This is a genomic window from Pseudomonas sp. Z003-0.4C(8344-21), assembly GCF_900104975.1.
Taxonomy (GTDB): domain Bacteria; phylum Pseudomonadota; class Gammaproteobacteria; order Pseudomonadales; family Pseudomonadaceae; genus Aquipseudomonas; species Aquipseudomonas granadensis.
In genome coordinates, this window is the sequence record NZ_LT629756.1 from 645,803 (window position 1) to 669,451 (window position 23,649).

Consider the following 23,649-nt stretch of genomic DNA (forward strand, 5'->3'; position numbering starts at 1 on the left):
CCCGGCGGTGACCAGCGTTTAGCGAATGAACAGCTTCTGAATCAGCTTCTGCACGGTTTTGCCGTAGGGCGGGTAGATCAGCCTGGCGGCGTTGAAACGCTGTTTGATCAGCACGCCTTTGGCTTTGCTGAACGTCAGGAAACCTTCGTGACCGTGGTAATGACCCATGCCGGACGCACCGATGCCGCCGAACGGCATGTCGTCCTGCGCGACATGCAGCAGCGTGTCGTTGAGGCACACGCCGCCGGAATGGGTTTCATGCAGCACGCGCTGCTGTTCGCGTTTGTCGTAGCCAAAGTAGTAAAGAGCCAGAGGACGTGGGCGCTGATTGATGTAAGCAAATGCCTGCTGCAAATCCCGATACGGCACGATTGGCAGCAGTGGGCCGAAGATTTCGTCCTGCATCACGGTCATCTCATCGCTGACATTCAGCAGCACGCTGTGCGGCATGCGTCGGCCCTGGCCCTGTTCGAACAGCGGAATCAGCAGTGCACCCTTGCTGGTCGCATCGCTGACGTAGCTGTTGAGACGTGCCAACTGACGGTCGTTGATGATCGCCGTGTAGTCCGGATTGTCGGCCAGCGTCGGGTAAAAACCTTGCACGGCCTGGCGGTAGGCTTCGACGAAAGCGCCGACGCGATCTTCCGGCACCAGCACGTAATCCGGGGCGACGCAGGTCTGCCCGGCGTTCAGGGTCTTGCCGAAGGCGATGCGCTCGGCGGCGTCCTTGAGCGGCACATCCTGCGAGACGATGGCAGGGGATTTGCCGCCCAGTTCGAGGGTCACCGGGGTGAGGTTTTCCGCCGCGGCGCGCATCACATGTTTGCCGATGCTGGTGGCGCCGGTGAACAGCAAGTGATCGAAGCGCAGGCGGGAAAACGCCACGCCGATATCGGCCTCGCCGAGCACCACGCAGACCAGGTCTTCGGGGAAAATTCGCGCCAGCAGTTCCTTGAGCAGCAGCCCGGTGGACGGGGTCGACTCGCTGAGTTTGAGCATCACCCGATTGCCCGCCGCCAGCGCGCCGACCAGCGGGCCGACGGCCAGATACAACGGGTAATTCCACGGCACGATCACGCCGACCACGCCCAGCGGCTGATAGACCACTTTTGCCGAAGCCGGCTGAAACGCCACGCCGACCTTGCGCCGCGAGGCTTTCATCCAGCCTTTGAGATGACGGCTGGCGTAATGAATGCCGTGCAGGCTCGGCATCAGTTCGGCGAGCAGGGTTTCATCGGCGCTGCGATGACTGAAATCCGCGCTGATGGCGGCGATCAAGGCCTGCCGTTCGCTGCTGAGCAGATCCGCCAGTGCCTTGAGCCATTGCTGGCGCTGCGCCGCAGGCGGCATCGGATTGGCGGCGTAGGCGGAACGTTGCGCCTCGAACAACCGATCCAGCTCGGCCAGCGCGGGCTGCAGCGTTTGCAGATAGGCAATATCGGCAGTCATGGTCTGCTCCGGATTTTATTGTAGTGACGAGCTTTTTAGAGTCTATGCTCTAGAAAGTCAAATGACTTCCATGCACCGCAGTGTTTTATCCATTTCCGGTTAGGTCGTAAGATGCCTCCACACGCACTCTGAATTAAAGCTCAAGCCATGGCCCCACGAATAAAAACCAGCGAGCGTATCGTGCTCAACAGCCTCGAACTGTTCAATCAGCAGGGCGAGCGCAGTATCAGCACCAACCACATTGCCGCCCACATGGAGATTTCTCCGGGCAACCTGTACTACCACTTCCCCAACAAGCAGGCGATCATCGCCGTGCTGTTCAGTGAGTACGAAAGCCTGGTCGACAGCTTCCTGCGCCCGCCGCAGGGGCGGGCAGCGACGGTCGAAGACAAGCGTTTCTATCTCAAGGAACTGCTCTCGGCGATGTGGCGCTACCGTTTTCTGCACCGCGACCTCGAACACCTGCTCGACAGCGATCCGGAGCTGGCCGCGCGTTACCGGCGCTTTTCCCAGCGCTGCGTGATTCAAGGCGCAGCGATCTACGAAGGTTTCGTCGCCGCCGGCATTCTCGACATGGACCGCGTGCAGATCGAATCGCTGACGCTCAACGCCTGGATCATCCTGACCTCGTGGGTACGGTTCCTGTGCACCACCCGGGAAAACTCCAATCACCTCAGTGAACAAGCCATCAAGCGTGGCGTGTACCAGGTGCTGGTGCTGGAGGCCGGGTTTGTCACCGAGCAGGCGCGCGACGAGGTCAATGCGCTGTTCGAAGAGTTCTACGTGCCGCTGGCCCAAGCCCTCGAAGACGTCAAATAAGCCTTTTGTGTTGATACCCAGGAGCCCGTTATGCCGATTGCGCAACTGATCAGCCCCGTCGCACTGGACGCCCGCAAGGCGCAGCCGGGGCTGGTGATCCTCGATTGTCGTTTCGCCCTCGAAGACCCGGACTACGGTCAGCGCAGCTACGCCGAAGGGCACATCGCCGGGGCAAGCTTCGCCGATCTCGAACGGGACCTGAGCGGCAAAGTCATCAAGGGCGTGAGCGGCCGTCATCCGCTGCCCGAGCCGGCGGCGCTGATCGAGCGCCTGCAAGGGTGGGGCATCAGCAATGACAGCGATGTGGTCCTCTACGACGACGGCCCGGGTGCCTACGCGGCACGGGCGTGGTGGTTGCTGGCGTGGCTGGGCAAGCGCGACGGCGTGTTCATTCTCGACGGCGGGCTCAAGGCCTGGCATGCGGCGGGGCTGCCGCTGAGTCTGGATCCGCCGACCATCGCCCGCGGCCATTTCAGTGGACAGCCAGACATGAGCCTGCTGTTTAGCGCCGAGCAATTGCAGCAGCGCCTGGGTCAACCGTCATTGACCTTGATCGATGCCCGCGCGCTGCCGCGCTTCAAAGGCGAAGTGGAACCGATTGATCCGGTCGCCGGGCACATTCCCGGTGCGCAGTGCGCGGCGTTCACCGACAACCTCGGCAGCGACGGGCGCTTTCTGCCGGCTGATCAGCTCAAGCAGCGTTTTGCGGCGAAACTGGGCGATCGCTCGCCGTCGGAGTTGGTTGCCTACTGCGGCTCGGGGGTGACGGCGTGTCATAACCTGTTCGCCCTGTGCCTGGCCGGTTATCCGCTGGGTGCTCTGTATGCCGGGTCGTGGAGCGAGTGGATCAACGAACCCTCGCGAGGCATTGCCACGGGCGAATAAACAACGCGTACCCCTGTAGGAGTGAGCCTGCTCGCGATGGCGGTGTGTCAGTTAAAGATTAAGTGACTGACAGGACGCCATCGCGAGCAGGCTCACTCCTACAGGGGCTGTGTGCGCAACCACTGCGGAATCCGTCGCTCCAGGTAGTAACCCGGCATGCGAACCGAGCCATCGACAAAACCGACATGCCCGCCGCGCGGCTGCAGCTCGAAGTGCGTGCAAGCCGACAGCTCATCGGCCTGCGGCAGACTGTGCGGGAATACGAACGGATCGTCCGCCGCCTGGATGATCAGGGTCGGCGTGCGAATCTCGCCGAGAAAATAGCGACTCGAGGCGCGGCGATAGTAATCCTCGGCGTCGTCGAAACCATGCAGTGGTGCGGTCACGCGGCCGTCGAAATCCCAAAACGTGCGCATGTTTTCCAGCGAACCGAGCGCCGCCAGTTTCGCCAGACCATCCTCGCGACCGTCATGCTGAAACTGCCGCTGCTTGTTCTTGATGTAAGCGACCATCTCGCGCATGAAGTGCGCCTGATAAACCTTGGAGAAACCCTGGCCGATACGGTCGGCGCACTGATCGAGGCGGAATGGCACCGAGACCGCCACCGCGCCCTGCAGGCCACTGGCGCTGCCGCTCTCGCCCAGATGCTTGAGCAGAACGTTGCCACCGAGCGAGTAGCCGACAGCAAACAACGGCGCCAGCGGGCGTTTCGCATGCAAGTGTTTGATGGTCTCGGCCAGATCTTCGCTGGCGCCGGAATGGTAGCTGCGCGGCAGCAGGTTCGGTTCGCCCGAACAGCCACGCCAGTTCAGCGCAACGCTGGCCCAGCCCTGATCAGCCAGGGCCTTTTGGATGCCGGCCACGTAAGGCGAGTTGGAAGAGCCGGTCAGCCCGTGCAACACCAGTACCAATGGCGCCTCGGCGCTGTGCGGGCCGTGCCAGTCGAGGTCAAGAAAATCGCCGTCTTCCAGCCATAGGCGCTCACGCTCGCGCTCGATGTGCACGGTTTTGCGCCACAGCGGGCCCCACAAAGTCTGCAAGTGCGGATTTCCGAGGCCGAAGGCGGGGACGAAGCGTTCAGACGAAGGGGGCACGATGGTTCTCGATGTGCGTAGGACAAGGGAGCAGGCTCCCTTGTCACAGGTTGTCGCTCGCTACAGGTCAGGCGTCGATGTGCGTCGAACGCTGCCACAGCGCGTAGTAGACCCGACCGGATTTTTGTTCGCGGTGCAGGCGCCAATTGCCCGGCAGGCCGAGGGTCGACGGCGCGGTTTCGCTTTCAGTGTAGATCCACGAATCGGCCGCCAGCCACTGCCGCTCTTCCAGCAGCGTGCACACCGCCGGCAGCAGGTTCTGGTTGAACGGCGGATCGAGGAATACCAGATCGAACGGCGTAGCGGTCTGGGTTTCCAGATAGCGCAAGGCGTCGGCGGTCTGCACCTGGCCGTTGGTGCAGCGCAGAGTGCCGAGGTGTTCCTTAAGGCTGGACACGGCGATGTTGCTCGCGTCCAGTGCCTGGCCCATCGCCGCGCCACGGGACAGCGCTTCGAGAAACAGCGCGCCGCTGCCGGCGAACGGGTCGAGCACCTTGGCCCCTTCAACGTACGGCGCCAGCCAGTTGAACAGGGTTTCGCGCACACGGTCCGGCGTCGGGCGCAGGCCCGGCGCGTCGGGGAAGCTCAGCTTGCGGCTGCGCCATTGGCCGCCAATGATGCGCAACTGGTTCACACCGTTGTGGACGTTGTGCGCAGGTTTCTTGGGGGAACGAGTTGCCATTAATGCTCCGGAACCCCGAGCGGTTGCTCGGCAGGTTTATCAGATGGGGCCGGTAACGGCTTTTGCGGCACGGTCGGGCCAGCGGTGACGATGACCATTTTGTCCGTGCTCAGGTGTTTGTTCAGCGCGTCGCGCACTTCTTCGACGGTCAGTCTCTGCGACTGACGCATGAAATCGTCGAGATAGCTCAGCGGCAGATTATAGAAGCCCATCGCCCCGAGCTGGCCGACGATATCGGCATTGCTCGCAGTGGACAGTGGGAAGCTGCCGGCCAGTTCGCGTTTGGCGTCGTCGAGCTCTTTTTGCGTTGGCCCGGTTTTCAGGTAATCGGCAAGTACGTCCTGCACCAGCTTCAGGGTGCCTTCGCTCATTTCCGCGCGGGTCTGCAGGTTGATCATGAACGGGCCGCGGGCCTGCATCGGGCTGAATGCCGAGTACACGCCGTAGGTCAGGCCACGTTTCTCGCGCACTTCACTCATCAGGCGCGTGCCGAAACCGCCACCACCAAGGATCTGGTTGCCCATCGACAGCGCAGCGTAATCCGGGTCGTCGCGGTCGATGCCCAGTTGCGCGAGCATCAGGTTGGTTTGCTTCGACGGGAACTCGATGTGATTGACGCTGGCTTTCGGCTCCTGTGGTGCTGCGATTTTCGCCAGCGCCGGGCCTTTTGGCAGTGCGCCGGACACTTGATTGGCAATCGCCTCGGCTTCGGCGCGCGACAAGTCACCGACCAGCGCAATCACCGCGTTACCGGCGGCGTAAGCCTTGGCGTGGAAATCACGCAGCTGCGCCAGGGTGATCTTCGGCACGCTTTGCGCGTTGCCGTCGCTTGAATGCGCGTACGGGTGATCGCCGTACAAGCGTTTCATCAGCTCGAGGCTGGCGAGTTTGCCGGGGTTCTGTTTCTGGTATTCGAAACCGGCCAGCATCTGGTTCTTGATGCGCGCGAAGGAGTCGGCGGGGAAGGTCGGTTTGCCAACCACTTCGGCAAACAGCTTCAGCGCCGGTTCACGTTTGTCGGCCGCGCTCAGACTGCGCAACGAAGCGAGCGCCATGTCCTTGAACGCGCCGTTGCCGAAATCCGCACCGAGACCTTCAAAACCCTGCGCGATGGCGCCGACATCTTTGCCGGCCACACCTTCGTTGAGCATCGCGTTGGCCAACACCGCCAGCCCCGCTGCGTTGCCGTCCTGACTGCTGCCGGCGGCGAAGATCAGACGCATGTCGAACATCGGCAACTCGTGGGCTTCGACGAACAGCACCTTGGCGCCTTCGGCGGTGCTCCAGGTCTGTACGTCAAGCTTGCGGCTGGCCGGTGCCTTGCCGTCGAGTTCGGCCAGCGATTGCAGTTTCTGCGTGGACTTGGCGTTATCCAGCGCTTCGCTGGCATGGCTGTCAGCGCTTGGCGACAGATAAACCGCCGCCGAGCCGATCACCGCGACAGCGATCAGGCCAAGCAGCATCAGGCGTGGGGCTTTGCGCTCACTCATGAGTCGTCTCCAAAGGCAGGACGTGGGCGACGCTGAGACGTTCGCGGGTGAAATACTTTTTCGCGGCGTTCTGGATATCTTGCGGGGTCACGCTTTCCAGGTCGGCCAGCTCGGTGTCCATCAGCTTCCACGACAGACCGACTGTTTCCAGTTGGCCGATGGCGGTGGCCTGGCTGGTGATCGAATCACGCTCGAAGACCAGACCGGCAATCACCTGCGCACGCACGCGCTCCAGCTCTGCGGCCGACGGCGCGGTGGTTTTCAGTTGCTCCAGCAGTTTCCACAACCCGGCCTCCGCCTGAGCGATGGTCTTTTTCTTTTGCGTGTTCGGAGTGGCGGACAGGGTGAACAGGCTGTCGCCACGGGTATAGGCGTCATAGTCCGAGGAGCCGCCGGACACCAGTTCTTCACCACGTTCGAGCTGTGTCGGAATACGACCGCTGTAGCCACCATCGAGCAGTGCCGAGATCAGGCGCAGGGCGTTGACCGAGCGCTTGTCTTCAGCGGTGGCGATGCTGGGTACGTTGAAGCCGAGCATCAGGCTCGGCAGCTGGGTTTGCACGCGCAGGGTGATCTGGCGCTCGCCCGGTTCAGCCAGTTCCAGCGGCTTTTTCGCCGGGGGCACGTCGCGCTTGGCGATCGGGCCGAAATAGCGCTGGGCGAGGTTTTTCACCTCGTCCGGGGTGACGTCGCCGACCACCACCAGCGTGGCATTGTTCGGCACGTACCAGGACTGATACCAGTGGCGCAGCTCTTCGACCTTCATGCGGTCGAGGTCAGCCATCCAGCCGATGGTCGGCGTGTGATAGCCGCTCGCCGGGTAGGCCATCGCCTTGTAACGCTCGTAAGCCTTGGACATCGGCTTGTCATCGGTGCGCAGCCGACGCTCCTCCTTGATGACTTCGATTTCCTTGGCGAATTCGTCGGCCGGCAGGCGCAGGTTGGCCATGCGGTCGGCTTCCAACTCGAAGGCCACGCCCAGACGATCACGGGCCAGCACCTGGTAGTACGCAGTGAAGTCGTCACTGGTGAAGGCATTCTCTTCGGCGCCCAGATCCCGCAGGATCAGCGAGGCTTCGCCGGGGCCGACTTTCTCGCTGCCCTTGAACATCATGTGCTCGAGGGCGTGAGACAGACCGGTCTGGCCCGGGGTTTCGTAGCTGGAGCCGACCTTGTACCAGATCTGCGAAACCACCACCGGCGCGCGATGGTCTTCGCGCACAACGACCTTGAGGCCGTTGTCGAGGATGAATTCGTGGGTCGGTTGCGGGTCGGCCGCCAGGGCCGAAAGGGGCAGGCAGACTGTGCAAAGCAGCAGGCCTGCAGCGCGGCGGGCTAGAGCATTCATTCGTTTTTTAACCTGTTGGGCTGCCTGCCTGGTCTTAGCCTAGGCGGGCGAGGAGGTGCTAGGATACTGATCCGTTTTACCGGCGACCACGTCTATCAGGCTTCGAACGCTGATTGGGCTGTATGGGTTCATGGCAGAAGGCTGCGTTTTATAGACCAGAGTGCGCTTTTTCGCCGATTTTTACCGGTTTAACCCTTCGTTAAAACGATCCTTGAGGTGCCTTTGGCGCCTCGACAAAATGTTGCGCGTGAACAAGCTGGGTGAAACACAGTCTGTTCTGCATCGAATATTTATTTGCCGGGGCGCCTTGTTGGCGCGTCGCTACCGTGAGATAGCCGTCCTCCATGTTTGGTTCCAACGACGACAAGAAGAGCCCAGCTGCGGCTGGCGAGAAGAAAAGCCTGTTCGGATGGCTGCGGAAAAAACCGCAGGAACCCGTCGTCGAACAGCCGCCCGCGATTCCTGAGCCTGCAGCGCCAGTTATAGAAGAAGAGCCGGCGCCGATTGTGCTGCCGATCACTGAACCCGTGCTGCAACCGGAGGCTGAAGCCGAACCTGAAGCGCCGGCCGCTGCCGAACTGCCGCTGACGCCGACCGCCGAGCCGTGGCTGACCTTGCCGGTGGCAGAAGAACCGGTGGCCTTCGTTGAAGAGGCAGCGCCGCATGTGACGCCGGCGATTCCGGAAGTGGCGGGGGCGCCTGCTGTCGAGCCCGAGCCGGTGGTGGAAGCGGTCATCGAGCCGGCGCCGGTTGTTCCTGCGCCAGTGGCTCCGGTCGTGCAAGCGCCCGAGCCAGCACCTGCACCTGCTCCTGCTCCAGTGCCTGCGCCGGTTGTCGCTGCGCCAGTCGTGCCGGATGAAGCGCCTGCCGAACCCCCTGTAGAAGCCCCGCGCACCGAAGAAACCAAAGCCGGTTTCTTCGCCCGCCTCAAGCAAGGCCTGTCCAAGACCAGCGCGAGCATCGGCGAGGGCATGGCCAGCCTGTTCCTCGGCCGCAAAACCATCGATGACGATTTGCTCGACGACCTCGAAACCCGTCTGCTTACCGCCGACGTCGGTGTCGAAGCCACCACGCAGATCATCCAGCGCCTGACCCAGAAGGTTGCGCGCAAAGAGCTGGCCGACGCCGATGCGCTGTACAAGTCGCTGCAGGCCGAACTGGCCGCCATGCTCAAGCCGGTCGAACAACCGCTGAAGATCGCCTCGCAGAACAAGCCGTTCGTGATTCTGGTGGTCGGCGTCAACGGCGCCGGCAAAACCACCACCATCGGCAAACTGGCGAAGAAGCTGCAACTGGAAGGCAAGAAAGTCATGCTGGCCGCCGGTGACACCTTCCGTGCCGCGGCAGTCGAGCAATTGCAGGTCTGGGGCGAGCGCAACAAGATCCCGGTCATCGCCCAGCACACCGGTGCCGATTCGGCTTCGGTGATCTTCGACGCCGTGCAGGCCGCCAAGGCCCGTGGCATCGACGTGTTGATCGCTGACACCGCCGGTCGTCTGCACACCAAAGACAACCTGATGGAAGAGCTGAAAAAGGTCCGCCGGGTCATTGGCAAGCTCGACGCCGATGCGCCGCACGAAGTGCTGCTGGTGCTCGACGCTGGCACCGGGCAGAACGCGATCAACCAGGCCAAGCAATTCAACCAGACCGTCGAACTGACCGGCCTGGCCCTGACCAAACTCGATGGCACAGCCAAGGGTGGGGTCATCTTCGCCCTGGCCAAGCAGTTCGGTCTGCCGATCCGCTACATCGGCGTCGGCGAAGGCATTGATGACTTGCGTACTTTTGAAGCCGAACCCTTTGTCCAGGCATTGTTTGCCGAGCGGGAGCGTTCATGATTCGTTTCGAACAGGTCGGTAAACGCTACCCGAACGGTCACGTCGGCTTGCATGAGCTGAGCTTTCGAGTGCGTCGTGGCGAGTTCTTGTTTGTCACCGGCCACTCTGGTGCCGGTAAATCCACGCTGTTGCGCCTGTTGCTGGCGATGGAGCGGCCGACCAGTGGCAAACTGCTGCTCGCCGGGCAGGACCTGAGCACCATCAGCAACGCGCAGATTCCGTTTCTGCGCCGGCAGATCGGCGTGGTGTTCCAGAATCACCAGTTGCTGTTTGATCGTACGGTGTTCAACAACGTCGCCTTGCCGTTGCAGATCCTCGGCCTGTCCAAGGCCGAAATCGCCAAGCGCGTCGATTCGGCGCTGGAGCGCGTAGCGCTGTCGGATAAAACCGATCTGTACCCGGGCGACCTGTCCACCGGTCAACAACAGCGCGTCGGCATCGCCCGCGCCATCGTCCATCGCCCGGCCTTGCTGCTGGCGGACGAACCGACCGGTAACCTCGACCCGCGTCTGGCGGCGGAAATCATGGGTGTGTTTGAAGACATCAACCGTCTGGGCACCAGCGTGCTGATTGCCAGTCATGACCTGGCACTGATCGCACGCATGCGTCACCGCATGCTCACACTGCAACGCGGCCGCTTGATCGGCGACGGGGAGGCCGGAATATGAGTGCGACACGCAGCCCGAAGGTTTCCGAACGTGTGGCGCCGAAAGCCGCCGATCCGCAGCCGCCGAAAAAGAAAAAACACGACGATGATGACGGCCCGGACTTCGCCACGCTGTTCCGCGCCTGGATTGAAAGTCATCGTGCCAGCCTGCTCGACAGCCTGCGCCGCCTCGGCAAACAGCCGATCGGCAGCTTTTTCACCTGCATGGTGATGGCCGTGGCGTTGAGCTTGCCGATGGGCTTGTCGCTGCTGCTGAACAATGTCGAACGTCTCGGCGGTTCGTGGCAGCGCGCGGCGCAGATCTCTTTGTACCTGCAACTCGATGCGACGCCAGAGCAGGGCGAGTCGTTGCGCGAGCAGATCAAAGGCATGCCCGGCGTCGCTGATGCTGAATATGTCGGCCGCGATCAGGCGCTCGAGGAATTCCAGCAGCAGTCCGGCCTCGGCGAAGCCCTGCGCGAACTGCCCGAGAACCCTTTGCCCGGTGTGGTGCTGGTGACACCGAACGAAGTCGACAAGCCGACACTCGAAGCATTAAGACAAAAACTTTCCGAGTTGCCCAAGGTACAACAGGCGCAACTTGATCTAGTCTGGGTCGAGCGTCTGGCCGCCATCCTCAAGCTGGGCGATCGGTTTGTCTTCGGTCTGACGGTGCTGCTGGTTTCTGCATTACTTTTGGTGATAGGCAATACCATTCGTCTTCATATTGAAAACCGCCGCACCGAGATAGAAGTGATTAAACTCGTCGGCGGCACTGACAGTTATGTAAGGCGTCCCTTCCTTTATATGGGCGCGTTGTATGGCTTCGGTGCAGGGCTGTTGTCCTGGGGTGTATTGGCGTTCGGCCTGAACTGGCTGAACGATGCGGTGGTCGGACTGGCCGGCTTGTACGGCAGTGATTTCGCCCTGGCCGGTGTACCAGTGGCGGACGGTCTGTCGCTCTTGCTTGGCGCGGTGCTGTTGGGTTATATCGGTGCATGGATTGCAGTCGCACGTCATCTCAGGGAGCTGGCGCCGAAGTAGAATCTTTTTTGCGCGTGATTGACCTTGCGGTTTTTATGGGAACTTGTACCTGAGTTCCCGGTCAATTTTTCGCAGTGCCGAGAGGCACGAGTATGTAAGTGGGAGGTTTTTTCGCATGACCAATTCTTTGCAACCTGCGTACGCGTTGGTTCCGGGTGCGAACCTGGAAGCCTATGTGCACACCGTGAACAGCATTCCATTGCTGACGCCGGAGCAGGAGCGTGAACTGGCCGAGAGTCTCTACTATGAGCAGGATCTGGGGGCGGCTCGGCAGATGGTGCTCGCCCACCTGCGATTTGTCGTACACATTGCCCGTAGCTATTCCGGCTACGGTCTGGCTCAGGCTGACCTGATCCAGGAAGGTAACGTCGGCCTGATGAAGGCCGTGAAGCGCTTCAACCCGGAAATGGGCGTGCGCCTGGTGTCGTTCGCCGTGCACTGGATCAAGGCGGAAATTCACGAGTTCATCCTGCGCAACTGGCGCATTGTGAAAGTCGCGACCACCAAGGCCCAGCGCAAGCTGTTCTTCAACCTGCGCAGCCAGAAGAAGCGTCTGGCGTGGCTGAACAACGAGGAAGTCCACCGTGTGGCGGAAAGCCTCGGTGTCGAACCGCGCGAAGTGCGCGAGATGGAAAGTCGCCTGACCGGCCATGACATGGCCTTCGACCCGGCCGCGGAAGCGGACGACGACAGCGCTTTCCAGTCGCCGGCCAATTACCTGGAAGACCACCGGTACGACCCGGCGCGTCAGCTGGAAGATGCCGACTGGAGCGACAACTCCAACAGCAACCTGCACGAAGCGCTGGAAGTGCTGGACGAACGCAGCCGCGACATCCTCTACCAGCGCTGGCTGGCCGAAGAAAAAGCCACGCTGCACGACCTGGCGCAGAAGTACAACGTGTCGGCCGAGCGGATTCGTCAGCTTGAGAAAAGCGCGATGAACAAGCTCAAATTGTCGATCGCCGCTTAACCGGCGCCCCCGGCAAACAAAAACGCCCCGATCAGCGATGATCGGGGCGTTTTTTTATGCTCGTATTTCAGGGCGGCATCAATCCTTGTGGGAGCTGGCTTGCCAGCGATGGCGTCCTTTCAGTCATGTAGATGTTGGCTGAACTACTGCTATCGCGGGCAAGCCCGCTCCCACAGGGGTTTTCAGTGTCTACAAGAACAGTGACTGGCTATCGGGACCACGGCGCCCGCCGCGAATCATTGAGGCCCAACAAATAACTATCGCCACCCAACTGACTCATCTGCTGCCGAATCCACCCGGCCCGGCGCGATACATAACCGGTTGGCCGGCTTGCGCTCCATACCCGCGGATTAGGCAACACCGCCGCCAGATAACTCGCCTGCTGTCGCGACAGCGACTTCGCACTCACGCCAAAGTGATGACGAGCCGCCGCTTCGGCGCCAAACACGCCGTCATCCCATTCGACGCTGTTCAGGTACACCTCGAGAATCCGCTGCTTGGGCCAGAACACCTCGATCAGCGCGGTAAACCAGGCCTCGAGCCCCTTGCGCAGATAACTGCGTCCGGCCCAGAGGAACAGGTTTTTCGACACTTGCTGGCTCAGGGTACTGGCGCCGCGAATCGAACCGCCCAGTTCGTTGTGGGCGAGGGCGGCCTGGATCGCGCGCAGATCAAAGCCCCAGTGCTCGGGGAATTTCTGGTCTTCGCCGGCAATCACCGCCACTTTCAGATCGTCGGAGATCTCGTCCCACGGCTTCCAGGTGCGCTGCAGGTCGATCGGCTCGCCGTCGATCCACGATTCGATCTTGCGCTCGACCATCAGCGCGGTGCCCGGTGGCGGCACGAAGCGAAACAGCAGCACCAACAGAATGCTGCCACCGGCGAACCAGAGCAGAGCCTTCACAAGACGACGGAATATGGAACGCAGCATAGAGATGGCTTGGCCGAACCGGTGGAGCGGGCCATTATACAGACCCTGCCGATTGCGTCTGACTGGAGTTCCCAATGCTGCGTGGCTTTTTGATGCTGGCCGCTTTTTTCGGTTTCACAGGGGTCGCGTTGGGCGCGTTCGCCGCCCACGGCCTGAAAAATCGCCTGACCCCGGAATACCTGACGATTTTCCACACCGGCGTCACCTATCAACTGGTGCACACCCTCGCGCTGTTCGGGGTCGCGCTTCTGGCCACGCAGATTCCGGGGCGGCTGATCACTTGGGCCGGCGTGTCCTTTGCCGTCGGCATTCTGTTGTTCTCCGGCAGCCTGTACGTGTTGACCATGACGGGTATCAGCAAGCTCGGCATCATCACCCCATTCGGCGGCCTCTCGTTTCTGATCGGTTGGGTTTGCCTCGGCCTCGCCGCCTGGCGTTTGCAGCCAACCGCTTGACGCTTGGTACTGACCTTTAGGTCATGATCGGGCTAGAATGCCAGCCCCTAAAAATGATGGCGGCGTTGTGCATGCGCATTCAATTGAACGGCGAACCCCTTGAATTGCCCGACGGCGAGACCGTTGCGGCGCTGATTACCCGCCTGGAACTGACCGGACGCCGGGTAGCAGTCGAACTCAATCTGGATATCGTCCCGCGCAGCCAGCATGCCGACACCACGCTGAACGACGGCGATAACGTCGAAGTAGTACACGCCATCGGCGGCGGCTGATCCAAACACTGTGAAAACTGCTGCGCTCGTAAATACTGCGTTAAAAACAGGCTCGGAATGCTCATTTACAACCAGTAGACTCCGCTTCCTCGCCTGTTTTTGCCTTGTCTTTACTTCGCTCGCGACGTTTTCACAGCGTTTGGTTATTGAAGCATTCTGCAAGACCCTCACTCCTAAAGAGGATTCCTTATGAGCATCGTTCGTAGCGACAAGCCTTTTGTGCTGGCCGGTCGTACCTACCAGTCGCGTTTGCTGGTCGGTACCGGCAAGTACCGTGACATGCAAGAAACCCGTCAGGCCATCGAAGCCTCGGGTGCCGAGATCGTCACCTTCGCCGTGCGCCGTACCAACCTCGGTCAGATCGAAGGCGAGCCGAACCTGCTCGACGTGCTGTCGCCGGAGCGCTACACGTTCCTGCCGAACACCGCCGGTTGCTACGACGCCGTCGAAGCCGTGCGCACCTGCCGCCTGGCCCGTGAGCTGCTCGACGGCCACAACCTGGTGAAGCTGGAAGTGCTGGCTGACCAGAAAACCCTGTTCCCCAACGTGATCGAAACCCTCAAGGCCGCGGAAACGCTGGTCAAGGAAGGCTTCGACGTGATGGTCTACACCAGCGATGACCCGATCATCGCCCGGCAACTGGCGGAAATCGGCTGCATCGCCGTAATGCCGCTGGCCGGCCTGATCGGTTCCGGTCTGGGCATCTGCAATCCGTACAACCTGCAGATCATCCTCGAAGAAGCGAAAATCCCTGTGCTGGTCGATGCCGGTGTCGGCACTGCGTCCGACGCAACCATCGCCATGGAGCTGGGTTGCGATGCGGTGTTGATGAACTCGGCCATTGCCCACGCCCAGCAGCCAGTGATGATGGCGCAAGCCATGCAACACGCCATCGTCGCGGGTCGTCTGGCCTACCTCGCCGGCCGTATGCCGAAAAAACTCTATGCCAGCGCCTCTTCGCCGCTGGATGGTCTGATCAAGTAAGAGCCATTGATGACTGAATCGAACGACACGCCTGTCCAGCCGGACGAAGGCGACGAGCGCCAACACCGCCGCATCAAGAGTTTCGTGATGCGTGCCGGGCGCATGACCGAAGGCCAGCAGCGCGGTCTGGACCAGGGCGCGCCGCTGTACGTGCTGCCGTTGGCTGATGCGCCGGTCGATTACGACCAGGTCTTCGGCCGCTCGGCACCGCGCTCGCTGGAAATCGGTTTCGGCATGGGCCACTCGCTGCTGGAAATGGCGGCGGCTGCGCCGGAGCAGGATTTCATCGGCGTTGAAGTGCACCGTCCGGGTGTCGGCGCGCTGCTCAACGGCGTACTGACGCAGGGTCTGACCAACCTGCGAGTCTACGACTGCGACGCGATCGAAGTGCTCAACCGTTGCATCGCCGACAACAGCCTTGACCGGCTGATGCTGTTTTTCCCGGACCCGTGGCACAAGAGTCGTCACCACAAGCGCCGTATCGTTCAGGCGTCCTTCGCTGAACTGGTGCGCAGCAAGTTGAAGGTCGGCGGCATTCTGCACATGGCCACCGACTGGGAACCGTACGCCGAGTACATGCTGGAAGTGATGAGCGTCGCCCCGGGCTATCGCAACCTCGCCGAAGACGGCAAATGCGTACCGCGCCCGGCCGAACGCCCGATCACCAAATTCGAACGCCGCGGCGAACGACTTGGTCATGGCGTGTGGGATCTGAAGTTCGAAAAGATCGCCTGAGCCTCACGCAATCCCCAATGTAGGAGTGAGCCTGCTCGCGATAGCGGTGGATCAGTCAATATTTATGCCGACTGACATACCGCTATCGCGAGCAGGCTCACTCCTACAGTGTTTTTTGGTGTATTGAATTTAGCGGCGGTCGGCGACTACGCCGATCAATACGAGCACCACCAGCAACACTGGCGCCAGGCTGTAGTTGTTGAACTGGCTCAAGCCCTTGACTACCCACGGCGTGGCGTAGATCAGTGCGGCGCCGCTGCCGATCACGCACAGCAAGGCCATCAGCGGTACGCGCAGGGCGCCGGCGATGCTGCCCAGGCGTTGCTCGACCCAACCTTTGAAATCCGCACCGAACAGCACCAGCAGGCAACCGACCAGTGCCAGGGCGATTTCCGAGAGGTTGCTGCGGCTCCAGCGGGAGACGGTGGCGAGCAGGTCGAGTATCAAATCCATGGGTTTATCCTTAGGCCGCCGTTGGGCTCAGCTCAGAAATTGTTGCAGCAAGTCGTTGAGGAACAATTGTCCGCGCTCGGTGGCCGCCAGACGTGACGGTTCGACCTGCATCAGGCCGCTTTGTTCGGCCTCGCGCCGGCCTTCGGCAAGCGTGTCCAGCGACAGGCCGGTGCGCTCCGGGTAGAGGCGTGATTCGACGCCCGCGGTCAGGCGCAACGCGTTCATCAGGAAGTCGAACGGCAGCTCATCGTTGCTCAGGGTTTTTTCGCCGGCCTGGAAGTTTTTCGCCGGGTTGAGATAGTCCTTGGGCAGCCGTGTTTTCCAGGTGCGCACGATGCGCCCGTCGGGGTGGCTAAGCTTGCCGTGCGCACCCGCGCCGATGCCGATGAAGTCGCCGAAGCTCCAGTAATTGAGGTTATGCCGCGCCGGTTTGCCGGGCTGGGCATAGGCCGAGACTTCGTACTGCGCGTAACCGTGCTCGGCCAGCAGCGCTTGCCCGGCCTCTTGAATATCCCACAGCGTGTCGTCTTCCGGCAGCACTGGCGGTTGGTTCCAGAACACCGTGTTCGGCTCCAGCGTCAGCTGATACCAGGAAATGTGCGTCGGTTGCAGTTCGATGGCCTGGCGCAGATCGCTCAAGGCATCGTCCAGCGATTGATCGGGCAGGCCGTGCATCAGGTCGAGATTGAAGTTATCGAACCCGGCCTGGCGCGCCATACCTGCCGCACGCACCGCTTCGTCGCCATTGTGGATACGCCCGAGCGCCTTGAGTTTTTCCTGCTGGAAGCTCTGGATGCCGATCGACAACCGGTTGATGCCGAGCTTGCGGTAGGCGACGAATTTCTCTTGTTCGAAGGTGCCAGGATTCGCCTCAAGGGTGATTTCGATGTCGTCAGCAAACGAAATGCGCTGCTCGACGCCCTTCAACAAACGTCCAAGGGCTTCGGCACTGAACAGGCTGGGCGTCCCACCGCCGAAGAAAATCGAGGTCAGCTTACGGCCATACACCGCATGCAGATCCTGATCGAGATCGGCCAGCAGCGCATCGACGTATTCCTGCTCCGGCAGCACGGGGCTCGCGGTGTGCGAGTTGAAGTCGCAATACGGGCATTTGCGCACGCACCACGGAATATGGATGTACAGCGACAGGGGCGGCAGCGTTGGCAGCGGGGCCCGAGGCGAGGAGGCGGCGCCGCCGACAATCAGCGACGACGCAGAAGCGTCACGGGTCATTGCAAACCCAGACGCTGGCGCAGCAGCACCATGGCGCGGGCGCGGTGGCTGATTTGGTTCTTGGCCGCCGGGCTCAGCTCGGCGCTGGACACGTTACGTTCCGGCACCCAGAACAGCGGGTCATAACCAAAACCGTGTTCGCCGCTGGCCGCGGTCAGAATCCGCCCCTGCCAAAGGCCTTCACACAGAATCGGCAACGGATCGTCAGCGTGACGCACCAGCGCCAGCACGCAGACGAACTGCGCGCCGCGCTCGGCTTCCGGCACATTTTTCAAAGCGTCGAGCAGTTTGGCGTTGTTCGCCGCATCGCCCTTGCCATCGGCGTAACGTGCGGAATAAATGCCCGGCGCACCACCGAGGCAATCCACCGCCAGACCGGAATCGTCGGCCAGCGCCGGCAGCCCGGAAATGCGTGCAGCGTTGCGTGCCTTGAGAATCGCGTTTTCGACGAACGACAGGCCGGTCTCTTCCGGCTCGACCTTGCTCCACTCGCCGATCGAGCGCAGTTGCACCGAGTCGCCGAGCATCGCTTGAAGTTCTTTGAGTTTGCCGGCGTTGTGGCTGGCCAGTACGAGCTGCTTGATGTTCATCATTCGCCGGGAAAGAGTTCTTGGTTGAAATTGAGGGTGTTGATCTTGTCGCCGTTCTGCACCTTGATTTCGAAGGTGCGGGTTTCCTGCTGCGGCACCGGGTATTGGGCGATGTAGTAGATCGCGCCCTGTTCGGTAACCTGGCGGAAATTCAGCGGCACGCTGGCGCTGGTCAGGTCCTTGACCGTGCCGGTGACACTGGCGATCAGCGGTTTGCCGTCCTTGATCACCGAGACGTTGATCACGCCCTGGTGCTTGCTGCGGATCAGCTCGGCAGCCCTGGCGATGTCCGGTTGCAGGAACGTCGAGTTGAAGGTGTTGTAGTGCACCGTGACGTCGCCGAAGGTTTCCTGGCGCTCGCCTTTGATGACGTCCGCCGCCAGGGCGCTGGCGCTCAGGCAGGCAGTCAATAACAACAACGCTAGACGACTCATGTTCGTGCTCCTCGAATAAACCGGCTCAGACCGCGACCTTGTGGTCGGCCAACAGCGGGCTGCTGACCCGGTAGATACCGATTTCACCTAACAGATTAGGCCATAGCTTACTGGCCCACCCGTGGCGGTGCTGTTGATCCACGGCAAGCCGATCAATGACCTTGGCGTCACGTTCGCGGCACAGTGCTTCAAAGTCTTCAAACGTACAGAAGTGGATGTTCGGCGTGTTGTACCAGGTGTACGGCAGAAACTCGGACACCGGCATGCGGCCCTTGCTCGCCAGGTACCAGCGGCAGCGCCAGTGGCCGAAGTTCGGGAAAGTGATGATGCACTGACGGCCGACCCGCAGCATTTCGTCGAGGATCTTGTCCGGGTAGTGCACGGCTTGCAGGGCCTGGGTCATGACGACGATGTCGAAACTGTTGCTGGCGAAATTGCCCAGTCCCTTGTCCAGATCCTGCTCAATGACGTTGATGCCTTTGGCTACGCACTCGGCAATGTTCTCGGCGTCGTTTTCCAGGCCATAGCCGGTGACTTGCTTGTTGTCGCGCAGCCAGCTCAGCAGCTCGCCATTACCGCAACCCAGGTCGAGGACGCGGCTGCCGGCGGGGATCCATTCCTGGATGATTTCCAGATCAGCTCTCATGGCTTTCTCACAGCGTGATGCGGTTCATGTAATTGCCGAACGCCTGCAAATAACGCGGGATCGGAATCAGAAAGGCGTCGTGGCCCTGCGGTGCGTCGATTTCCAGATAACTGACGTCCTTGCGCGCAGCCATCAGCGCGTCGACCAGCTCGCGCGAGCGGGCCGGGGAGAAACGCCAGTCAGTGGTGAACGACATCACGCAGAATTTCGCCGTGGCGTTTTCGAAGGTTTTCGCCAGATCATCGTTGAAGTTCGCCGCCGGATCGAAGTAATCCAGCGCCTTGGTCATCAACAGATAAGTGTTGGCATCGAAGCGTCCGGAGAACTCTTCGCCCTGGTAGCGCAGGTAGCTTTCGACCTGGAACTCGACACTGTGGAAGTCGTAGTTGAGCTTTTCGCTCTTCAGGCCGCGGCCGAATTTTTCGCCCATCGAGTCGTCGGACAGGTAGGTGATGTGCCCGACCATGCGCGCCAGCATCAGCCCGCGTTTGGGGATCACGCCTTGTTCCTGGAATGAGCCACCGTGGAATTCCGGGTCGGTGAGAATCGCCTGCCGCGCCACTTCGTTGAACGCAATGTTCTGCGCCGACAGCTTCGGCGCCGAGGCGATGGCCAGGCAGTGACGCACGCGGTCCGGGTAAGTGATGGTCCACTGCAGCGCCTGCATGCCGCCGAGGCTGCCGCCGATCACCGCCGCCCACTGGGCGATGCCGAGCAGGTCGGCCAGGCGTGCCTGGCTGTGCACCCAGTCTTCCACGGTGAGCACCGGGAAGTCGGCGCCGAACGGCTTGCCGGTCTCCGGATTGACGCTGCTCGGGCCGGTGGAGCCGTTGCAGCCGCCGAGGTTGTTCAGGCTGACCACGAAGAACTTGTTGGTGTCGATCGGCTTGCCGGGACCGATGCAGCTGTCCCACCAACCGGGCTTGCGGTCGTCGACGCTGTGATAGCCGGCCGCGTGATGATGGCCGGACAGCGCGTGGCAGATCAGCACGGCGTTGCTCGCCTGCGCGTTCAGCGTGCCGTAGGTTTCGTAGATCAGGTCATAGGCGGCCAGCGAACGGCCACAGGCCAGCGCCAGCGGCTCGCTGAAGTGCGCGGTTTGCGGCGTGACCAGACCAACAGAATCGGGGGGAAAGGCAGTTGGCATCGACCCTGCTCTCGTTGAAATGAGGCGTAAGTCTAAAGACCGGGGGGAGTAGCGGCAAGCGGCCCTCACCCTAACCCTCCCGAAGCGTCGGACCGCCCGGAGGGAGAGGGGACTGACCGCGGTGATCTTCAGAGTGACGCTGGCCCGAGATATCGGGTCGACTCAGGTCTTGAAAACAACCCGATCGGCTCCCTCTCCCTCGGGAGAGGGCTGGGGTGAGGGGCGCAGGCGACGCCGACATCAAGACGACCGCCCATCCCCCGCCCTCACATCAGCAAACGCAGAATCTCCGGCATCATCGTCATCGCCGCCAGATTGTTGATCACCAGCATGTCGATCAGCTTCAGCGCAAGGAAGGCGAAGATCGGCGACAGGTCCAGACCGCCCAGGTTCGGCAGGAAACGGCGGAACGGTGCCAGCGCCGGCTCGCAGATCTGGTTGACCAGTTCAGCGCCCGGATTGTGACTGCCCGGTGCGACCCATGAGAGGATCACGCTGATGATCAGGGCGAAGAAGAAAATCTTCAGGAACAGCGCGGTGACGCCGATCAGCGACCAGATCAACAATTGCAGCGGGTTGCCAGTGGTGCCGTAGGTCAGCAGCAGGGTCAGTGCCATCAGCAGCAGCTGCACCAGGATCGCCAGCACCAGCGACGACATGTCGAGGCCGAACAGGCTCGGGATGATCCGGCGCAGCGGTTTGAGCAGCGGCTGGGTGGCTTTGACAATGAACTGGCACAGCGGATTGTAGAAATTCGCTCGTACCAGTTGCAGGACAAAGCGCAGCAGCACGATCAGCAGGTACAGGCTGCCGAGGGTTTGCAGCACGTAAACCGCTGCGGTGTTCAATCCGATCATGTAAGGCTCCTTTATTTGCCCAGTTGTTCGGCCATTTCGGCCGAGCGGTGCGCGGCGGCGCCGAGTGCGGTTTCAACCAGCGCTTCGAAGCCGCCAGCCTGGAATGATTTGATTGCAGCTTCCGTGGTGCCGTTGGGCGAGGTCACGCGGCGGCGCAGTTCGGCTGCATCGACTTCGCTGGACACTGCCATGTGCGCGGCGCCCAAGGCGGTCTGCACGGTCAGTTGCTCAGCGATTTCTTTTGGCAGGCCAAGTTTGACGCCAGCGGCGGTCATGGCCTCGATCAGCAGGAAAAAATACGCTGGGCCGGAGCCGGACACCGCGGTCACTGCATCCAGTTGCTGTTCTTCCTCCAGCCACAAGGCGATGCCGACGGCAGACAGCAGTTCTTCGGCTTGCTGACGCTGCTCGGCGGTCACTTCACTGGTCGCGTACAAACCGCTGACGCCCTGACGCAGTAGCGCCGGGGTGTTGGGCATGCAGCGCACGATCGGCTGTTCGCCGAGCCAGGCGGTCATGCTTGCGCAGGTGATACCCGCGGCAATCGACACCACCAGTTGATCGGATTTCAAGCTCGGGCGAATTGCCTCACAGACGGCTTTCATCGCCTGTGGCTTGACCGCCAGCACGATGACATCGACGCCGTCGATCGCCTGGGCGTTGTCGGCAAAGGTTTCGATGCCGTGTTCGGCGCTGACCTTGGCGCGGGTTTCTTCGCCCGGATCGCTGGCGCGGATCTGTGCCGCTTCCAGACCTTTGGCGCGCAGGCCGCCGATCAAGCTGGCCGCCATGTTGCCCGCACCGATAAACGCAATACGTGTGTTGCTCATGTGTGGTCCTTATCTGGAAACGTTCAAGACTGGGAATAATCTCGGGCGCCGAACAGCGCGGTGCCGATCCGCACCCAGGTGGCACCTTGGGCAATGGCCGACTCGAGGTCGTGGCTCATGCCCATCGAAAGTGTGTCGAACGGCAGGTCGATGCCCGCCTGCAAACGCTGCACGGCAGCAAAAGCGGCATCCTGCTCGGCGCGATCATCGGTTGGCTCGGGAATCGCCATCAGTCCGCGCAGTTTCAGCCGCGGCAGTGCGCTGATGGCCGCGGCCAGCGCTGGCAGGTCGGCCGGGGTGCAGCCCGATTTGCTTGCTTCGCCGCTGACATTGACCTGGATGCAGATATTCAGCGGCGGCAACTCGGCCGGGCGTTGTTCGGACAAGCGTTGAGCAATTTTCAGGCGATCCACGGAGTGCACCCAGTCGAAATGCTCGGCGATGGCGCGAGTCTTGTTCGATTGGATGGGGCCGATGAAGTGCCAGATCAAGGGCAGGTCGGCCAGTTCCAGCTGTTTGCCGAGGGCTTCCTGCAGGTAGTTCTCGCCGAAGTCACGCAGGCCAGCGGCATACGCTTCGCGCAGGGCTTCGGCGGGTTTGGTCTTGCTCACGGCCAATAGCTGGACGCTGTTTTCGGCACGCCCGGCAGCAGCCGTCGCGGCCTGAATGCGTGAACTAACGAGGGCGATGTTGTCTGCTATCGTGGACATCAAGAGGCGCCGGCGGTCTGTAGGTTCGCGGCATTCTACTGGAATTGAGGGACGCTATGGATATCACTGAACTGCTGGCCTTCAGCGCCAAACAGGGCGCTTCCGACCTGCACCTGTCGGCCGGGTTGCCGCCGATGATCCGCGTTGACGGCGATGTGCGGCGGATCAATCTGCCGGCGCTGGATCACAAGCAGGTGCACGAGCTGATCTACGACATCATGAACGACACCCAGCGGGTCGACTTCGAGAAACATCTGGAAACCGACTTTTCCTTCGAAGTCCCCGGTGTGGCGCGGTTCCGGGTCAATGCGTTCAACCAGAACCGTGGCGCCGGCGCGGTGTTCCGTACCATTCCTTCAAAGGTGCTGAGCATGGAAGACCTCGCCATGGGCGACGTCTTCCGCAAGATCACCGACGCACCGCGCGGGCTGGTGCTGGTCACCGGGCCGACCGGCTCGGGCAAATCGACCACGCTGGCGGCGATGATCGATTACCTCAACACCCACCGTCACCATCACATCCTGACCATTGAAGACCCGATCGAATTCGTCCACGAATCGCGCAAATGCCTGATCAATCAGCGCGAAGTGCATCGTGATACCCGCAGCTTCGCTACCGCGTTGCGTTCAGCGTTACGTGAAGACCCGGACGTGATTCTGGTTGGCGAGATGCGCGATCTGGAAACCATTCGCCTGGCGCTGACCGCTGCCGAGACCGGGCATCTGGTGTTCGGCACATTGCACACGACCTCAGCGGCGAAGACCATCGACCGCGTGGTCGATGTGTTTCCCGGCGACGAGAAGTCGATGGTCCGTTCGATGCTCTCGGAATCACTGCTGGCGGTGGTCTCGCAGACGCTGATCAAGAAGATCGGCGGCGGACGAGTGGCGGCGCATGAAATCATGCTAGGCACTGCGGCGATTCGTAACCTGATCCGCGAAGATAAGGTCGCGCAGATGTATTCAGCGATTCAGACCGGTGGGTCGTTGGGCATGCAGACACTCGATATGTGCCTGAAGGATCTGGTGGCCAAGGGCTTGATCAGCCGCGAGAGTGCGCGGGAGAAGGCGCGTACCCCGGATAATTTCTGAGGGGAAGCGAGGGGTC

26 protein-coding genes are annotated in these 23,649 nt (G+C 61.4%); 11 read left to right on the forward strand and 15 right to left on the reverse strand.

From position 1 onward, the window contains the following. Positions 1-18: 18 nt before the first annotated feature. Positions 19-1,449, reverse strand: coding sequence for a coniferyl aldehyde dehydrogenase (locus BLU24_RS02960; RefSeq protein ID WP_093097420.1), 1,431 nt, complete (start codon positions 1,447-1,449; stop codon positions 19-21). Between the two features lie 147 nt (positions 1,450-1,596). On the opposite strand from BLU24_RS02960, the gene BLU24_RS02965 reads away from it, so the two are divergent. Together BLU24_RS02965 and BLU24_RS02970 are read left to right on the forward strand one after the other, a co-directional pair. Further along, the gene (locus BLU24_RS02965) at positions 1,597-2,268 is read left to right on the forward strand and encodes a TetR/AcrR family transcriptional regulator (protein ID WP_007913599.1); all 672 of its coding nucleotides are present in this window, start codon (positions 1,597-1,599) and stop codon (positions 2,266-2,268) included. 30 nt (positions 2,269-2,298) lie between these two features. After that, positions 2,299-3,153, forward strand: a complete 855-nt coding sequence (locus BLU24_RS02970; RefSeq protein ID WP_093097423.1) for a sulfurtransferase — start codon at positions 2,299-2,301, stop codon at positions 3,151-3,153. A 98-nt stretch (positions 3,154-3,251) separates the two neighbouring features. Here BLU24_RS02970 and BLU24_RS02975 read toward each other — a convergent pair whose 3' ends face one another. From BLU24_RS02975 to BLU24_RS02990, 4 genes are all read right to left on the reverse strand, one after another. Next, positions 3,252-4,247 (reverse strand): hydrolase, encoded by a 996-nt coding sequence (locus BLU24_RS02975; RefSeq protein WP_093097425.1) that lies wholly within the window; start codon positions 4,245-4,247, stop codon positions 3,252-3,254. Positions 4,248-4,314: 67 nt separating this feature from the next. Then, complete coding sequence (gene rsmD, locus BLU24_RS02980; RefSeq protein ID WP_090287180.1) at positions 4,315-4,929, reverse strand: 16S rRNA (guanine(966)-N(2))-methyltransferase RsmD; 615 nt, start codon at positions 4,927-4,929, stop codon at positions 4,315-4,317. Beyond that, complete coding sequence (locus BLU24_RS02985) at positions 4,929-6,419, reverse strand: M16 family metallopeptidase (protein ID WP_093097428.1); 1,491 nt, start codon at positions 6,417-6,419, stop codon at positions 4,929-4,931. Before BLU24_RS02985 ends, rsmD begins: the two co-directional genes overlap by 1 nt. Beyond that, positions 6,412-7,767 (reverse strand): M16 family metallopeptidase, encoded by a 1,356-nt coding sequence (locus tag BLU24_RS02990; RefSeq protein WP_093097431.1) that lies wholly within the window; start codon positions 7,765-7,767, stop codon positions 6,412-6,414. Before BLU24_RS02990 ends, BLU24_RS02985 begins: the two co-directional genes overlap by 8 nt. A gap of 344 nt (positions 7,768-8,111) precedes the next feature. Here BLU24_RS02990 and ftsY point away from each other — a divergent pair, with 344 nt between their 5' ends. From ftsY to rpoH, 4 genes are all read left to right on the forward strand, one after another. Further along, a complete protein-coding gene (ftsY, locus tag BLU24_RS02995; RefSeq protein ID WP_093097434.1) occupies positions 8,112-9,605 on the forward strand; it encodes a signal recognition particle-docking protein FtsY in 1,494 nt (497 codons plus the stop codon). Continuing rightward, on the forward strand, positions 9,602-10,273 hold the full coding sequence (gene ftsE, locus BLU24_RS03000) for a cell division ATP-binding protein FtsE (RefSeq protein WP_093097437.1): 672 nt from the start codon (positions 9,602-9,604) through the stop codon (positions 10,271-10,273). The genes ftsY and ftsE overlap by 4 nt, the downstream gene beginning before the upstream one ends. Next, positions 10,270-11,295 (forward strand): permease-like cell division protein FtsX, encoded by a 1,026-nt coding sequence (gene ftsX, locus BLU24_RS03005; RefSeq protein WP_093097439.1) that lies wholly within the window; start codon positions 10,270-10,272, stop codon positions 11,293-11,295. Before ftsE ends, ftsX begins: the two co-directional genes overlap by 4 nt. 115 nt (positions 11,296-11,410) lie before the next feature. Next, positions 11,411-12,265 (forward strand): RNA polymerase sigma factor RpoH, encoded by an 855-nt coding sequence (gene rpoH, locus BLU24_RS03010; RefSeq protein ID WP_007913617.1) that lies wholly within the window; start codon positions 11,411-11,413, stop codon positions 12,263-12,265. Between the two features lie 208 nt (positions 12,266-12,473). On the opposite strand, the gene mtgA is transcribed toward rpoH, so the two are convergent. Beyond that, on the reverse strand, positions 12,474-13,196 hold the full coding sequence (gene mtgA, locus BLU24_RS03015; RefSeq protein WP_093097442.1) for a monofunctional biosynthetic peptidoglycan transglycosylase: 723 nt from the start codon (positions 13,194-13,196) through the stop codon (positions 12,474-12,476). A 74-nt stretch (positions 13,197-13,270) separates the two neighbouring features. On the opposite strand from mtgA, the gene BLU24_RS03020 reads away from it, so the two are divergent. From BLU24_RS03020 to trmB, 4 genes are all read left to right on the forward strand, one after another. Then, positions 13,271-13,651 (forward strand): DUF423 domain-containing protein, encoded by a 381-nt coding sequence (locus BLU24_RS03020; RefSeq protein WP_093097444.1) that lies wholly within the window; start codon positions 13,271-13,273, stop codon positions 13,649-13,651. Between the two features lie 71 nt (positions 13,652-13,722). Next, positions 13,723-13,923 (forward strand): sulfur carrier protein ThiS, encoded by a 201-nt coding sequence (gene thiS, locus BLU24_RS03025; RefSeq protein WP_172833235.1) that lies wholly within the window; start codon positions 13,723-13,725, stop codon positions 13,921-13,923. 189 nt (positions 13,924-14,112) lie between these two features. Then, positions 14,113-14,907: a thiazole synthase gene (locus tag BLU24_RS03030; protein WP_090287163.1), complete on the forward strand. Its 795-nt coding sequence runs from the start codon at positions 14,113-14,115 to the stop codon at positions 14,905-14,907. Between the two features lie 9 nt (positions 14,908-14,916). Next, positions 14,917-15,642 (forward strand): tRNA (guanosine(46)-N7)-methyltransferase TrmB, encoded by a 726-nt coding sequence (trmB, locus tag BLU24_RS03035; RefSeq protein ID WP_093097446.1) that lies wholly within the window; start codon positions 14,917-14,919, stop codon positions 15,640-15,642. A gap of 129 nt (positions 15,643-15,771) precedes the next feature. On the opposite strand, the gene BLU24_RS03040 is transcribed toward trmB, so the two are convergent. From BLU24_RS03040 to BLU24_RS03080, 9 genes are all read right to left on the reverse strand, one after another. Further along, on the reverse strand, positions 15,772-16,095 hold the full coding sequence (locus BLU24_RS03040; RefSeq protein ID WP_003229134.1) for a DUF3392 domain-containing protein: 324 nt from the start codon (positions 16,093-16,095) through the stop codon (positions 15,772-15,774). A 27-nt stretch (positions 16,096-16,122) separates the two neighbouring features. Beyond that, positions 16,123-17,328, reverse strand: coding sequence for a radical SAM family heme chaperone HemW (hemW, locus tag BLU24_RS03045; protein ID WP_093097448.1), 1,206 nt, complete (start codon positions 17,326-17,328; stop codon positions 16,123-16,125). Continuing rightward, positions 17,325-17,921 carry an RdgB/HAM1 family non-canonical purine NTP pyrophosphatase gene (gene rdgB / locus BLU24_RS03050; protein ID WP_093097451.1) on the reverse strand — a complete coding sequence of 199 codons (597 nt, stop codon included), beginning with the start codon at positions 17,919-17,921 and terminating at the stop codon, positions 17,325-17,327. The genes hemW and rdgB overlap by 4 nt, the downstream gene beginning before the upstream one ends. Continuing rightward, positions 17,918-18,352: a DUF4426 domain-containing protein gene (locus BLU24_RS03055; protein ID WP_093097454.1), complete on the reverse strand. Its 435-nt coding sequence runs from the start codon at positions 18,350-18,352 to the stop codon at positions 17,918-17,920. Before BLU24_RS03055 ends, rdgB begins: the two co-directional genes overlap by 4 nt. A 25-nt stretch (positions 18,353-18,377) precedes the next feature. Continuing rightward, positions 18,378-18,998 carry a methionine biosynthesis protein MetW gene (gene metW, locus BLU24_RS03060; protein ID WP_090287153.1) on the reverse strand — a complete coding sequence of 207 codons (621 nt, stop codon included), beginning with the start codon at positions 18,996-18,998 and terminating at the stop codon, positions 18,378-18,380. A 7-nt stretch (positions 18,999-19,005) separates the two neighbouring features. After that, positions 19,006-20,145, reverse strand: coding sequence for a homoserine O-succinyltransferase MetX (gene metX / locus BLU24_RS03065; protein ID WP_090287151.1), 1,140 nt, complete (start codon positions 20,143-20,145; stop codon positions 19,006-19,008). Between the two features lie 266 nt (positions 20,146-20,411). Then, positions 20,412-21,002: a YggT family protein gene (locus BLU24_RS03070; RefSeq protein ID WP_090287149.1), complete on the reverse strand. Its 591-nt coding sequence runs from the start codon at positions 21,000-21,002 to the stop codon at positions 20,412-20,414. Positions 21,003-21,013: 11 nt separating this feature from the next. Then, the gene (proC, locus tag BLU24_RS03075) at positions 21,014-21,832 is read right to left on the reverse strand and encodes a pyrroline-5-carboxylate reductase (protein ID WP_093097457.1); all 819 of its coding nucleotides are present in this window, start codon (positions 21,830-21,832) and stop codon (positions 21,014-21,016) included. Between the two features lie 23 nt (positions 21,833-21,855). After that, complete coding sequence (locus tag BLU24_RS03080) at positions 21,856-22,542, reverse strand: YggS family pyridoxal phosphate-dependent enzyme (protein ID WP_093097460.1); 687 nt, start codon at positions 22,540-22,542, stop codon at positions 21,856-21,858. Positions 22,543-22,598: 56 nt separating this feature from the next. Here BLU24_RS03080 and BLU24_RS03085 point away from each other — a divergent pair, with 56 nt between their 5' ends. After that, positions 22,599-23,633 (forward strand): type IV pilus twitching motility protein PilT, encoded by a 1,035-nt coding sequence (locus BLU24_RS03085; RefSeq protein ID WP_093097462.1) that lies wholly within the window; start codon positions 22,599-22,601, stop codon positions 23,631-23,633. Positions 23,634-23,649: the final 16 nt, after the last annotated feature.

Bases quoted from the DNA above. Each gene is read 5' to 3' on its own strand.
- metX (WP_090287151.1), bottom strand. From the start codon at position 20,145: ATGCCAACTGCCTTTCCCCCCGATTCTGTTGGTCTGGTCACGCCGCAA.
- ftsX (WP_093097439.1), top strand. From the start codon at position 10,270: ATGAGTGCGACACGCAGCCCGAAGGTTTCCGAACGTGTGGCGCCGAAA.
- BLU24_RS02985 (WP_093097428.1), bottom strand. From the start codon at position 6,419: ATGAGTGAGCGCAAAGCCCCACGCCTGATGCTGCTTGGCCTGATCGCT.
- rsmD (WP_090287180.1), bottom strand. From the start codon at position 4,929: ATGGCAACTCGTTCCCCCAAGAAACCTGCGCACAACGTCCACAACGGT.
- BLU24_RS03055 (WP_093097454.1), bottom strand. From the start codon at position 18,352: ATGAGTCGTCTAGCGTTGTTGTTATTGACTGCCTGCCTGAGCGCCAGC.
- BLU24_RS03080 (WP_093097460.1), bottom strand. From the start codon at position 22,542: ATGTCCACGATAGCAGACAACATCGCCCTCGTTAGTTCACGCATTCAG.
- ftsY (WP_093097434.1), top strand. From the start codon at position 8,112: ATGTTTGGTTCCAACGACGACAAGAAGAGCCCAGCTGCGGCTGGCGAG.
- BLU24_RS02990 (WP_093097431.1), bottom strand. From the start codon at position 7,767: ATGAATGCTCTAGCCCGCCGCGCTGCAGGCCTGCTGCTTTGCACAGTC.
- mtgA (WP_093097442.1), bottom strand. From the start codon at position 13,196: ATGCTGCGTTCCATATTCCGTCGTCTTGTGAAGGCTCTGCTCTGGTTC.
- BLU24_RS03030 (WP_090287163.1), top strand. From the start codon at position 14,113: ATGAGCATCGTTCGTAGCGACAAGCCTTTTGTGCTGGCCGGTCGTACC.
- hemW (WP_093097448.1), bottom strand. From the start codon at position 17,328: ATGACCCGTGACGCTTCTGCGTCGTCGCTGATTGTCGGCGGCGCCGCC.
- metW (WP_090287153.1), bottom strand. From the start codon at position 18,998: ATGAGAGCTGATCTGGAAATCATCCAGGAATGGATCCCCGCCGGCAGC.
- ftsE (WP_093097437.1), top strand. From the start codon at position 9,602: ATGATTCGTTTCGAACAGGTCGGTAAACGCTACCCGAACGGTCACGTC.
- proC (WP_093097457.1), bottom strand. From the start codon at position 21,832: ATGAGCAACACACGTATTGCGTTTATCGGTGCGGGCAACATGGCGGCC.
- trmB (WP_093097446.1), top strand. From the start codon at position 14,917: ATGACTGAATCGAACGACACGCCTGTCCAGCCGGACGAAGGCGACGAG.
- BLU24_RS03020 (WP_093097444.1), top strand. From the start codon at position 13,271: ATGCTGCGTGGCTTTTTGATGCTGGCCGCTTTTTTCGGTTTCACAGGG.
- BLU24_RS02960 (WP_093097420.1), bottom strand. From the start codon at position 1,449: ATGACTGCCGATATTGCCTATCTGCAAACGCTGCAGCCCGCGCTGGCC.
- rpoH (WP_007913617.1), top strand. From the start codon at position 11,411: ATGACCAATTCTTTGCAACCTGCGTACGCGTTGGTTCCGGGTGCGAAC.
- BLU24_RS03070 (WP_090287149.1), bottom strand. From the start codon at position 21,002: ATGATCGGATTGAACACCGCAGCGGTTTACGTGCTGCAAACCCTCGGC.
- BLU24_RS03085 (WP_093097462.1), top strand. From the start codon at position 22,599: ATGGATATCACTGAACTGCTGGCCTTCAGCGCCAAACAGGGCGCTTCC.
- BLU24_RS02970 (WP_093097423.1), top strand. From the start codon at position 2,299: ATGCCGATTGCGCAACTGATCAGCCCCGTCGCACTGGACGCCCGCAAG.
- BLU24_RS03040 (WP_003229134.1), bottom strand. From the start codon at position 16,095: ATGGATTTGATACTCGACCTGCTCGCCACCGTCTCCCGCTGGAGCCGC.
- rdgB (WP_093097451.1), bottom strand. From the start codon at position 17,921: ATGATGAACATCAAGCAGCTCGTACTGGCCAGCCACAACGCCGGCAAA.
- BLU24_RS02965 (WP_007913599.1), top strand. From the start codon at position 1,597: ATGGCCCCACGAATAAAAACCAGCGAGCGTATCGTGCTCAACAGCCTC.
- thiS (WP_172833235.1), top strand. From the start codon at position 13,723: ATGCGCATTCAATTGAACGGCGAACCCCTTGAATTGCCCGACGGCGAG.